Consider the following 12,421-nt stretch of genomic DNA (forward strand, 5'->3'; position numbering starts at 1 on the left):
CCGGTGCGCGAAGCCAATGAGGCGATGCGCGCGGCGGGCGCGCGGGGCGAGGATATCGAATTGCTCAATCCCGACGCGCGCCATCATCTCGGCGTCGGCCTGGTCGCGCCGGTCAAGGTGCGCGTGCGCGGCTCGGCGGGCTATTTCTGCGCCGGCCTGTCGCATGGCGCACGTTTCGAAATCGAATCCAATGTCGGCTGGGGCGTCGGCGACAGCCTCTATGACGGTTCGGTCGTGGTCGGCGGCAACGCCAGCGCCATTGCGGGCGTCGCCCTGCGCGGCGGCGAAGTGGTGGTGAAGGGCAATATCGGCTCGCGCGCCGGACAGGTGATGAAGGCCGGCACGCTGCTGTGCTGCGGCAGCGCCAGCTTCCTCGCCGGCTATATGATGTATGGCGGGCGGATCATTATTCTTGGCGATTCCGGCGAGCGCGTCGGCGAGGATATGAGCGGCGGCGCGATCTATGTCGGCGGCACGGTGCAGAGCCTCGGCGCCGACGCCAAGCTGGCAGAGATGACGCCGGACGAGGATGCGGAGGTCCGCGCCTTCCTCGCAAAATATGACGTTCCCTTCGACGGCGCCTTCCAGAAGATCGTCAATGCCGGCGCGAAATTGCGCTATGGCGTCAACGAGCCGATCTCGCGGCCGTTGCCCTATACGGTCGCCGAAAACGGCACCTATTGGAACGCGAAAGTCGCCGAGGATATCCACGCCAAGGCTTTGATCGGCCGCTATCGCATTCGCGGCTATGGCGCCGCCAAGAGCATGCCGCATCTCGGCGATATCGCGCTGAAGCTCGACCCGGAACGCATCCGCGCCGCGAGCGACGCGCTCGCCTCGGTCAATCTGAAGACGACAATCGGCGACCGCAACGGCGCCAAGCCGCTCGAACTCTCCATGCCGGTGCTGATCGCGCCGATGAGCTATGGCGCCTTATCGAAATCCACCAAGATCGCGCTCGCCCGCGCCTCGCGGCTCGCCGGCATTGTCGAGAACACCGGCGAGGGCGGCATGCTCGACGAGCAGCGCGCGGAAGCCGGGCAACTGATTTATCAATGCCTGTCCGGGCGGCTCGGCTGGAACATCCACGACATGAAGCGCGCCGACGCGCTGGAAATCTACATTTCGCAGGGCGCCAAGCCCGGCCTCGGCGGCCAGCTCATGGCCAAGAAGGTCACCAAGGAGCTGGCGCGCGTGCGCGGCATTCCCGAAGGCATCGACCTGCGCTCGCCCTCGCGCCATCCCGACATCATGGGCGCCGACGATCTCGTCATCAAGGTCGAGGAATTCCGCGAAGCCACCGGCTACACAAAGCCGATCTCGATCAAGATGGGCGCCGGCCGCGTCCGCGACGACATCAAGATCGCCTATAAGGACGGCTTCGATTTCGTCCAGCTCGACGGCATGCAGGGCTCGACCGGCGCGGCTTCGACCGAAGTGCTGGAAAATGTCGGCATCCCTACCCTCGCCGCCATTCAGGAGGCGCTCGACGGGTTGCGCGAGATCGACGCCGGCGACGACATGCCCATCGTGCTGATGGGCGGAATCAAGGACGGCGTCGACGCCGTCAAGGCGCTCGCGCTTGGCGCCAGCGCGGTTGCGATGGGCACGGCGGCGCTGATCGCGGGCGGCTGCATTTCCTGCATGCAATGCCATGTCGGCAATTGCGTCGTCGGCATCGCCACGCAGGATCCGGAGCACGAGGCGCGCTACCAGATCGACATGCAGGCCAAGGCCATCGCGCGTTATCTCGAAGCCGTGCGCTGGCAGATCGCCACTTTGGTGAAGGCGCTCGGCTACAGCGATTTCCGCGATCTTTCGCGCGCCGATCTGGTGGCGCTGACGCCGGAAGCCGCCGCCATCACCGGCCTGCCCTACGAGCCGAACTACCGCCCGCTCGCCGACAATCTGCTCACCGAGGTCGCCTGACATGGCAAGCTGCAAGCCCTTTTCCGTCGACCTCGGCCAGGACCAGAGCGCGCTGCCGCATTACGAGCCGCCGCCCTGCCAGGTCGCCTGCCCCATCGGCACCGACGTCGCCTCCTATGTCGGCCTGATCTGGGACGGCAAAATGGGCGACGCGCTGGAGGCGATCACCGCCACCAATCCGCTTTCCGGCGTCTGCGGCCGCGTCTGCGACGCGCCCTGCGAGCCGGCCTGCCGCCGCGCCTCATCCGACGGCCCGGTCGCGATCCGCGCGCTGAAACGCTATGTGCTCGACGCGCTCGGGCCGAGCTATCATCTGCCGCCAGTCCAACCGGACAAGGCCAAGAGCGTCGCCATCATCGGCGCCGGCCCCGCCGGACTGACCGCCGCGCAGGATATCGCGCTCGCCGGCTATCGCGTCGATCTTTATGAGGCGCAGTCGAAGCCCGGCGGTATGGCTCTGTGGGGCATCCCGGATTTCCGCCTGCCGAGCGCGGTGGTCGAGGAAGACATCAACCGCATTCTCGAACGCTGCCCCGGCATCACTTTGCATCTCGACGCCCCGCTCGGCGACAAGGTGGCGCTGGACGCATTGCGCGCCACACATGACGCCGTGCTGCTCGCCATCGGCGCCTCGGCCGGTCGCAAGCTCGGCGTGTCCGGCGACGATCTGCCCGGCGTGATCGACGGCGTGTCCTTCCTCAACCGCATCAACGGCGGCGAGCGCCCGACCCTGCCGAAAAAGATCGTGGTGATCGGCGGCGGCGACGTCGCCATGGACGCCTGCCGCGCCGCCTTGCGCTTGCCGGGCGTGGAAAAAGTCGTGGTCGCCTATCGGCGCGGCCCCGCGGAAATTCCCGCCCGCGCCTATGAACTCGCCGCCGCCAAGGCCGAAGGCGTCGAATTCCTCTACAATGTCGCACCGACCGGCGTTGTAGCGGGCGCCGAAGGCCTCGTCCTGCAATGCGCCAAGACCGCGCTCGGCGCGCCTGGCCCGGACGGCCGCCGCGCCTTCTCGCTGGTCGAAGGCTCCGGTTTCGACCTCGATTGCGGCATGGTCATCGCCGCCGTCGGCCAGAAGGCGGTCAGCCTCGAACTGGCGAAACACGGCCTGATGGACGGCGACAAGATTTTTACGCGCGCCTCCGACATGGGGACCAAGCTGCCGGGCGTGTTCGCGGCCGGTGACGCCGCCTTTGGCTCGTCCACGCTGGTGCAGGCCATGTTCCAGGGCCACAAGGCGGCCTATTACGTGCTCGCTGCGCTGGAAGGAATCGCCCATCCTGCGCCTTATCGCACGCCTTACCGCACCCGCAACGTACCGGTGGCGCAGGATCAGGCGTGGGAGAAACTGCCGCACGCTGAGCCGCCCTTCGTCGGGGTGGCCAAGCCCGATCCGTTCGGCGACGCCGAATCCGGCTATGACGCGAAAACCGCCATCGAACAGGCCGCGCGCTGCTATCGCTGCGACACCGAAACCGGCTCGGCAGATTATTCGGTGAAGACCCGCGAAAGCATTTTCACGCTCGCCCGGACCGACGCCAAACCAGCCGATTTCGCCGCCTTCACCCGCGCCAAGCTTGACAGCCGCCCCGACCCCATCGTCGTCGGCCGCGCGACTTTCGACGAGATCACCTTCCTGCCGGCCAATCTCACGCGCCTCGTCATCGACCCCTATCGCGAGGCCTGCAAGACTGCGACCGATCTCGGCAAGGGCCTGAAGCTCGCCCAGCCGCTGCTGGTCGCCGGCTTCGAGGACGCGCCGGAGCCCATCGCCGCCGCGGTCGCCGCCGCCATCGGCGAGGCCGGCGGCGCCTTTCTCGGCCGCAAGCCTTTGTCCGGCCTGACGGCGCCCTGGCTGCAGATCGCAGACCGCCCGGAAGATGCGGATTTATCGGCCGCCGCCGTTCTGCTGCGCACGGACGAGGCGGCGCCGTCCGCCCTCCCGCCGCCGCGTCCCGGCCAATTGCGTGGGCTGATCGCGACCCGAACGACCCTGTTGCGCACGCTCGATCTCGCGCTCGCCGAACAGGCCGATCTCGTCCTGCTCGACGGCTCCGACCATCTCGGCGCCGATTGGGCCGATCTCGCCGGCGCGCCGGACCTTTCCTTGCTGGCGAAGGCGGTCGCTTTTCTGCGCGGACGCAAAGCAGAAGAGGCTTTTCCGCTGATCTGGTTCGGCGGCCTGCGTTCGGGAACCGACCTCGCCAAAATGCTGGCGCTCGGCGCCAATGCCGGCGTGATCGAAGTCGCGGCAGGCCTCGCCATCGGCGGCGCCGTCCAGCCGAAGGGCGTGGACTTTTCGGCCGTGGCGGCCGAGGACGCCCGCCAGCGCCTACAAGCCTTCCTCAAGGCCGCTTCGGCCGAATGTTCGATGATGGCGCGCTGCTGCGGCAAGACCAATGTGCACAATCTGGAGCCGGAAGATCTGCGCACCTTGTCGCTGCGCGCCCAAAACGCGACGGAAATCGTGATGGCGGGACGCAAGAAAATCGCCTGATTTCAACATCTAACGCCTAGCTACGCCCGCGACCCCATTGTCGCGGGTTTTTTCATGAAATGAAATAAAATTTATGCGCATAAAATCGGCTCTATCCAAGTTGCGATGCTGATTTATAGGCGCCCATGCCCAATTTCCGCACTTGACGCGCCATCCGTCACAATCCCCAGCAAAAACAAGCGTTAGATATCAAGGGTTAACACCGGAACCATTGTTGGCACACTAATTGCCAGTAATATTTTGTTCCTTTCAGGAAAGCGCTGGCGACGGCGCTCAAGCTCGGAGTGAGAGCATGTCCGAATTACGCAAAGACAGCCTATCCTTCATCGAGACCCTCGGCCAATCCGTCGCCAATGTCTCGCCCACCCTCACCCCGGCCTTGTCCATCGCGGTCGTCGCCGGCACCGCCGGCACCGGCTCCTGGTTCGTCTATCTGCTCGCCACCATTTCCATGCTGGTGGTCGGCTATAGCGTCGGCAGGCTGGCGCAGAAAATCCCCTCCGCCGGCTCGTTCTTCCTCTATGTCTCGCGCACGCTCGGGCCGTCCTGGGGCATGCTGTCCGGCTGGTCCATGCTCGCCGCCTATCTCACCACCGCCATGGCGCTCACCGTCGCGACCTCGATCTTCATCAAGACCATGCTGACCAGCCTCGGCGTGACCTTCGTTCCGCCCATGCTGCTGCTCTATGGGCTCGTCTCGGCCCTGGCGTGGTTCCTGTCCTCGCGCGACATCCGCATGTCCTCGCGCATCGGCCTCAGCCTCGAAGCTATTTCGGTGGCTATCATTTTCGTCGTATGTCTCGGAGTTCTCTACAAATTCGGCTTCAAGGCCGACATGAAGCAGATCACCATGGAAGGCCTCGCCCCGAGCGCGGTGCCGCAGGCCATCGTGTTCGGCATTTTCGCCTTCGTCGGCTTCGAAAGCGCCGCGACGCTCGCCAAGGAAACCCGCGACCCGGGCGCAACCATCCCGCGCGCCATCAACTGGACCGCGATTTCCGCCGGCCTGTTCTTCGTCTTCACCACCTATGTCATCACCATGGGCTTCGACGACGACGTGACCAAGCTCGCCGCCAGCTCCTCGCCGCTCGCGGACATTCTCAGCAACGAGAGCCCGTTGCTGACCGCGGTCGTCTATTTCGGCGCCTCGATCAGCTCCTTCGCCTGCGCCCTCGCCTCGCTCAACGCCTTCGGCCGGCTGCTGTTCTCGCTCGGCCGCTACCAGTTCGTGCATCAATCGATGGGCATGGTCCACGCCGAGCACAAGACGCCCTATGTCGCGCTCGGCTTCGGCGCCTCGCTTAACTTCGCGCTCTGCGCGGCCTTCGTGAACGCCGGCGCCGAAACCGACACTTTCGGCTGGTATGGCACGATGGCTTCGTTCGGCTTCATCGTCGTCTATCTGCTGTGCTCGATCTGCGCGCCGCTCTATCTGAACAAGACCGGCGAGGCGAAGACCCGGGATGTCGTCCTCGGCGCGCTCGGCGTGGTGCTGATGGCCGGCGCCGTGGTCGGCAGCGTCTATCCCGTGCCGGCCTATCCGCTCAACCTGCTGCCGTACATCTTCCTGGGCTATCTGGCGGTCGGCGTGGCCTGGTTCTTCATCCTCAAGACCCGCGCGCCGCAAACCCTGCTCGGCATCGAAAAGGACATGGAGGTCATCGCCGAAGCCTGACGTTCACGCCGACTGGGGCGGAGGATTTTCCTTCGCCCCTTTTTTCCTGTGACGCATGATCGAATTTGCCTTTCCCGTCGAATGATCGACGGGAAAGGCGCCCGGCGGCGTCAGCCGCCGCCGCGCCGTTCGGCGCGGATACCATCGGTCATTTTCAATGCCCAATGGTATGATTCCTCAACTCTCGCGCTTTGCCGGACCAGCCCGCGATGACTTCTTCCCCGGACCCGCTCGTCTCGGCTGGCTGGACCCTGTCTCTCGGGATGGCGCGCGCCACCATGGCCGCCACGGAATTTCACGTCGCCGCGCGCGGCGAGGATTGCTCCGCCCCGCGCCGCGGCCTCGCCGCCGTCGTGACCGAGGGCGACGAAGCCGCGCCCGCCGCCGCCGAAGCCGCGCAGATCGCCGGCCGCCTGTTCATCGACGGCTATTTCGGCGCGCTCGCCACCTTGTCGCCCGCGCGCGCCGCTACCCAGTCGCTCACCAGCGCCAATGACTGGCTGTTCCGCCAGTCGGGCGCCGATCCTCTCAAAGGCGGCATGGCTGCCTCGCTGGTCGCCGTGCTCGCGCCCGCCGGCAAGAGCGTCGCGATCCTCCATCTCGGCGCCAATCGCATCTATCTGCGCCGCGACGGCGCCGTCCGGAGGCTGACGCGCGACCATCTGCGCCCGCTCGCCCCGGGCGCGGCGCTGACGCGCGCGGTCGGCCTCGATACGGAAGCCCATGCGGAGCTGACCGAGATCGAAGCGCGCCCGGGCGATCTGTTCGTCCTCGTCAGCGCGGCGCTTGCGCGCGGCCGCGATGAAGGCGAACTGACGCGCCTGCTGCTGTCGGATTTGGCGCCGCAAGAACTCACTGAGCGTCTGGTCGAGAGCCTGGGCCAAGGCACGGCGGCGGCGCTCGCCATCGTCGCCACCCCGGCCCCGCAGGCCGAAGACCTCGCGAGCGATTTCGCGCGCCTTCCGGTCCGGCCGCCGCCGCATGAGGGCGATGTGCTCGACGGCTTTCTGATCGGCCGCACGCTCTATCGCGGGCGCTACACCCTGCTCAAGCGCGCCCGCGACACCATTGGACAGCGCGATATCGTCCTCAAGCTGCCGCTGCCGGCCATGGCGCAGGACCCGGTGTTCCAGGCCGGATTCCTACGTGAGGCCTGGATCGGGACCCGGCTGCGCAGTCGCTGGACCGTGGATTATCTCGACGTGCCGCCGGGCCGGCGCGACAGCCTCTATCTCGTCATGCCGTTCTATCGGGGCGAGACGCTCGACGCGCGGCTGACTCGCGCCCCGCCGGTCTCGCTCGCCGAGGGCGCCGGCGTGGCGCTGAGCCTGTGCGAGGCCATCGCCGATCTGTCGACACGACAAATCGTCCATCGCGACATCAAGCCGGAAAACATTTTCCTGCTCGAAGGCGGCGACATCAAGCTGCTCGATTTCGGCCTCGCCGCCTTGCCCGGCCTCGACGATCCCGACGCGGATTCGCTCGGCGGGACGACGCGCTATATGGCGCCGGAATTGTTTCGCGGCGTCGCGGCGAGCGAGAGCAGCGAGGTTTTTTCGCTCGGCGTCACGCTCTATCGCATGTTCAGCGGCGGCGCTTTCCCGTTCGGCCGACGCGAGGCCGTTCCGCTGGCGCGGGCGCGGCCCGATCTGCCGCGCTGGCTCGGCGCGACGCTGGGCCGCGCGCTGGAAACGGATCCGGCCCGGCGCTATCCCGACGCGGCCGCCTTGCGCGAGGCTTTGCTTTACGGACTGGCGCACGAGGACTGGAGCGGGCCGCCCGTGCGGCGGCGCGAATGGGGCCTCGCCTTCTGGCGCGCCGCCGCCGGCCTGCTCGCTTTGGCCTGCCTGCTGCTGATCCTGGCGAGGCGATGAGATGATCGCGCCGCCTGCGGAACGCCGCGCGCTGCGGCTCGCCTTCGGCCTCGCCAGCGCGCGGGGCCGGCGCGCCAGCAATCAGGATTACGCCGCCTTCCGCCTCGATCCCTCGCACGGCCCGCGCGGCGCGGCCGCCGTGGTGGCGGACGGACTCGGCGGCCACAAGGGCGGCCGCGAGGCCGCCGAAACCAGTGTGCGCGCCTTCATCGACGGCTATTACGGCGCCTCGCGCCATATCCCGCCGCTGCAGGCCGCAAGCCGCGCGCTCGAAGCCGTCAATGGCTGGGTCGCGGCGCAGGGACGGCGCGATCCCGCGCTCGAAAATATGGCGACGACCTTCACGGCGCTGCTGCTGACGGGCGGCTGCGCCCATGTGCTGCATGTCGGCGACAGCCGCGCCTATCGGCTGTCGGGCGGGCGGCTCGAGCAGCTCACCGAGGATCATGTCGTCGATATTGGCGAACCGGCCCTGCGCCTGCGCCGCGCCATCGGATTCGAGCCGCAAATCCTCATCGACCATGCCGCGATCGATCTCGCCCCGCACGACCGGCTGCTGCTCTGCACCGATGGCCTGCATAACGCGCTGCCGCTGGCGCGGCTAACGAAAATTCTGGGCGAAGCGGACGCGCCGCCAGAGACCGCCCGGCGCCTCATCGAGGCCGCGCTCGACGCCGGCAGCGCCGATAATGTCACGGCGCTGGTGGTCGAAGTGCTCGACGTTCCGCAAGGCGCGCTGGAGAATTTCACGCCCCGCGCCGCCGCGCCGCCCCGCGATCGCGACGCGCTGCTGTTCTGGCGGATGTTGTCCGGGGTTCTCGCGCTCTGCCTGATGCTCGATCTGCTGCTGCGGCGCTAGAGCAGCGAGATCATAAGGCCAAGCCCAAGTCCGATGGGGGCGCAGGCCTCCGCAGGCGAAACCGAAACAGGAAAATGGCGCATCCGAATCCGCGCTTGAAGGGATTCAGATTTGGCATTCACCTTCTTCTGGCAACGGCCAATTCAAGGTCTGGAATGTCTCGCGAAGCCTCAGCATCAGGCCGGTGGCGGCCAGCTGACCTATATGGATGGCGACGCTGGGGGCCGCCGGGCTTTCCGCGGAAGACCAGTTCGGATCAGGCAAGAATGATGCGACCAGCTCTACCTCATGGTTCGAGGCGACGTTCACGTTCACACTGCCCACCGGGCGTCTAAGATGCCAATGCGTCCCACACGCTATGTCGATTTCCTCTGTCGCGTGCATGGCTCACTCCTTCGCCTGACGGCGATAGCGTTTTCCGATTAAATTCGGGGGGCGCCAGCTTGGTTCCCGCACTGCCCTGGCGGGCGGCGGCGCTGTCAAGCTGTTGATACATCGGGCGCTTGCCTTCGACGCCGCGTCAGATCTCGCCGGTGCGCGAATAGACGATCACGGAGAGCAGGCGGATCGGCAGCTTTTTCAACTCTTCCGGACCATGCGGCGCATCGGCGTCGAAGAACAGGCTGTCGCCGGCGGTCATCGGATAGAGCTTGTCGCCATGGCGATATTGCACCTCGCCTTCGAGAATATAGATGAACTCCTGCCCGGCGTGCTGGAAGATCGGGAAGACATCGGAGGTTTCAGTCAGCGTCACCAGATAGGGCTCGACCACCAGCGACTTGCCGATCGAATGGCCGAGCAGATGATATTGATGGCCCGCACGGGTGCCGCGCCGCTCGATGGCGAGGCCCTGCCCCGCCTTGACGAAAGTCGCGTCGCGCTGCTCCTCGAATTTACGGAAAAAGGCCGTCACCGGCACGTTCAGCGCCTTGGACAAGGCCTGCAAAGTGGCGAGCGAGGGCGAGGTCGCGCCATTCTCGATCTTCGACAACATGCCGGCGGAAAGTCCCGCCTGGCGCGCAAGATCGGTGACCGTCATGCCGAGCTTCACGCGATATTCATGCACCTGCCGCCCGATGGCGACTTCCAGCTGGTTTTCCTTGGCGCCGGCTGTCGAATGCGGGTCTTGTTCTTTCACGTCCACGGCCATGGTCCCATCATCCTGCTGAATTTCATTATAGAAAAGATATTTCCTCACAGGCAATCATTCCGGTGTTCTTTCAGCCTTCGGACTGCGGCCGAAACGCGCCTTGTAAGCCCGGGAAAAATGTCCGCCCGCGATGAAGCCGCAGGCGACCGCCACCTCCATCACTGGCAAACTGGTCTGGCGCAGCAATTTCCGTGCGCGGTCGAGCCGCAGGTCCTGATAATGGCCAGCCACGGACTTGCGCATATGCCGGGCAAACAGCCGTTCAAGCTGGCGTAGCGTAACGCCCGCCGCCTCCGCCAGCTTTTCGCGCGACAAGGGCGCCTCCAGCCGCTCCTCCATCAAGGCCAATGCCTTGAGCACGCGCGGATTGGCGACCTGGGCGCGGTCGCGCAAGGCGATGCGCTGGTCTTCCTCGCCGGAGCGCGCCTGCGTGCGCAAATACCATTCGCTCACCGCCATCGCGAGCCGCGCGCCATGCCGGCGCCCGATCAGATCGACCATCATGTCGAACGCCGCCAGCCCGCCGGCGCAAGTGGCGCGGTCGCCGTCGAATACGTAAAGCGAGCGTTCCAGCAGCACATCGGGAAATTCTTCGATCAATGCCGGAATATGTTCCCAATGGATCGTGCAGCGCCGCCCGCCGAGCAGCCCGGCGCGGGCCAAAATATAGGAGCCGCCCGACATGCCGCCGACCGCCACGCCCGCCGCAGCCGCAGCGCGCAGGCGCGCGAAGGTCGGCTTGTGATCGAAGGCGGCGGGATTGCCGCCCGCGCAGACGAACAGCTGGTCGAGACCTCCCGCCTCGCCGAGGCCGAGATCGGGCGCAACCGTGACGCCAACCGAGGCGCGCGCCGGTTCGCCGTCCACGCTCAGATTGGACCAGCGATAAAGCGGGGCGCCCGCCAGCACATTGGCCGCACGCAGGGGCTCGACCGCCGAGGCGTAGGACATCAGCGGGAAATCCGGCAGCAGCAGGAATCCGATATGGCGGGGCCGGTCTTCGGCGGGCGCGCGGCTTGGTCGCATTAAGGCAAAGACTAGCCGCTTTCAGGCAAGAGCGCAAAGCCGCCACGCGCCATCATGGTCGCAAGGCGCGCGCCGCGCCGCGATGGAAAGCCGATGCGCTATTCGCTGTTCAACGTCATCGTCAACGGGCTGACCGGGAACCGTTTCGCCGAGCCGGCCTGGCGCGACGCCGCGCCGAAACCAGCCTATGACGTCATCATCGTCGGCGGCGGCGGCCATGGCCTTGCCACCGCGTTTTACCTCGCGAAAAATCATGGCGTCCGCAATGTCGCTGTGCTGGAAAAAGGCTGGATCGGCTCCGGCAACGCCGGCCGCAACACCACCATTTTCCGCTCCAACTATCTGCTGCCCGGCAACGAACCCTTCTACGAATGGTCGATGAAACTGTGGGAGGGGCTGGAGCAGGAGCTGAATTACAACGTGATGGCGAGCCAGCGCGGCATCGTCAATCTGATCCATTCCGACGGCCAGCGCGACGCCTATGTCCGGCGCGGCAATGCCATGCGCCTCGCCGGCGCCGACGCGGAACTGCTCGACCGCGATCAGGTGCGCGCCCTCGCGCCCTTCCTCGATTTCGAAAATTCCCGCTTCCCGATCAAGGGCGGCCTGCTGCAAGCCCGCGCCGGCACCGCGCGGCACGACGCCGTCGTCTGGGGCTATGCGCGCGGCGCCGACCAGCTTGGCGTGGACATCATCCAGAATTGCGAAGTCACCGGCTTCCAGCGCGACGCGGAGGGCGGCGTGATCGGCGTCGAAACCACGCGCGGCGCCATCCGCGCGAAGAAGATCGCGCTGGCGGTCGCCGGTTCGACCTCGCGCGTCGCCGACAAACTCGGCCTTCGCCTGCCGATCGAAAGTCTGGTGCTGCAGGCTTTTGTCTCCGAGGGAATCAAGCCGCTCGTGCCGGGCGTCATCACCTTCGGCGCCGGCCATTTCTATATTTCGCAATCGGACAAGGGCGGCCTCGTGTTCGGCGGCGATCTCGACGGCTATAATTCCTACGCCCAGCGCGGCAATCTGCCGGTGATCGAGGACGTCCTCGAAGGCGGCATGGCGGTGATGCCGACCCTTGGAAGGCTACGTCTTCCGCGCCAATGGGCCGGCCTGTGCGACATGACCATGGACGGCTCGCCGATCTTCGAGATCGGCCCACTGCCCGGCCTCTATCTCAACGCCGGCTGGAACTATGGCGGGTTCAAGGCCACGCCGGCCTCGGGCTGGTGCTTCGCCCACATGATCGCCCGCGACGAGCCGCATCCCCTCACCGCCGCCATGCGGCTCGACCGTTTCCGCACCGGCCATCTGATCGACGAAAAGGGAGTCGGCGCGCAGCCGAATCTGCACTGATGCTGATCCCCTGTCCTTATTGCGGCGCGCGCGACGCGCAGGAATTTTCCTATCGCGGCGACGC

At 66.3% G+C, this 12,421-nt stretch carries 9 protein-coding genes; 6 read left to right on the forward strand and 3 right to left on the reverse strand.

Annotated features, from left to right (window positions below; genetic code table 11):
• The 5 genes from ACE3S9_RS06855 to ACE3S9_RS06875 form a co-directional block, all read left to right on the forward strand.
• Nucleotides 1–1,929, forward strand: a 1,929-nt coding sequence (locus ACE3S9_RS06855; RefSeq protein WP_374545696.1) for a glutamate synthase-related protein, incomplete at its 5' end; no start/stop codon positions are given.
• 1 nt (nt 1,930) lies between these two features.
• The gene (locus tag ACE3S9_RS06860; RefSeq protein ID WP_374545697.1) at nt 1,931–4,426 is read left to right on the forward strand and encodes an FAD-dependent oxidoreductase; all 2,496 of its coding nucleotides are present in this window, start codon (nt 1,931–1,933) and stop codon (nt 4,424–4,426) included.
• 292 nt (nt 4,427–4,718) lie between these two features.
• Nucleotides 4,719–6,101 carry an APC family permease gene (locus ACE3S9_RS06865; protein ID WP_374545698.1) on the forward strand — a complete coding sequence of 461 codons (1,383 nt, stop codon included), beginning with the start codon at nt 4,719–4,721 and terminating at the stop codon, nt 6,099–6,101.
• 209 nt (nt 6,102–6,310) lie between these two features.
• Nucleotides 6,311–7,975 (forward strand): bifunctional protein-serine/threonine kinase/phosphatase, encoded by a 1,665-nt coding sequence (locus tag ACE3S9_RS06870; protein ID WP_374545699.1) that lies wholly within the window; start codon nt 6,311–6,313, stop codon nt 7,973–7,975.
• Nucleotide 7,976: 1 nt separating this feature from the next.
• Nucleotides 7,977–8,834 (forward strand): PP2C family serine/threonine-protein phosphatase, encoded by an 858-nt coding sequence (locus tag ACE3S9_RS06875; RefSeq protein ID WP_374545700.1) that lies wholly within the window; start codon nt 7,977–7,979, stop codon nt 8,832–8,834.
• Between the two features lie 105 nt (nt 8,835–8,939).
• On the opposite strand, the gene ACE3S9_RS06880 is transcribed toward ACE3S9_RS06875, so the two are convergent.
• From ACE3S9_RS06880 to ACE3S9_RS06890, 3 genes are all read right to left on the reverse strand, one after another.
• Nucleotides 8,940–9,218: a hypothetical protein gene (locus ACE3S9_RS06880; RefSeq protein WP_374545701.1), complete on the reverse strand. Its 279-nt coding sequence runs from the start codon at nt 9,216–9,218 to the stop codon at nt 8,940–8,942.
• A gap of 136 nt (nt 9,219–9,354) precedes the next feature.
• Nucleotides 9,355–9,978, reverse strand: a complete 624-nt coding sequence (locus ACE3S9_RS06885) for a helix-turn-helix domain-containing protein (protein WP_374545702.1) — start codon at nt 9,976–9,978, stop codon at nt 9,355–9,357.
• A 60-nt stretch (nt 9,979–10,038) separates the two neighbouring features.
• Nucleotides 10,039–11,010 (reverse strand): GlxA family transcriptional regulator, encoded by a 972-nt coding sequence (locus ACE3S9_RS06890; protein ID WP_374545703.1) that lies wholly within the window; start codon nt 11,008–11,010, stop codon nt 10,039–10,041.
• Nucleotides 11,011–11,103: 93 nt separating this feature from the next.
• Between ACE3S9_RS06890 and ACE3S9_RS06895 the strand changes: the two genes are divergently transcribed.
• Nucleotides 11,104–12,357: a sarcosine oxidase subunit beta family protein gene (locus ACE3S9_RS06895; RefSeq protein ID WP_374545704.1), complete on the forward strand. Its 1,254-nt coding sequence runs from the start codon at nt 11,104–11,106 to the stop codon at nt 12,355–12,357.
• Nucleotides 12,358–12,421: the final 64 nt, after the last annotated feature.

This window comes from Rhodoblastus sp. (assembly GCF_041915505.1).
Taxonomy (GTDB): Bacteria; Pseudomonadota; Alphaproteobacteria; order Rhizobiales; family Beijerinckiaceae; genus Rhodoblastus.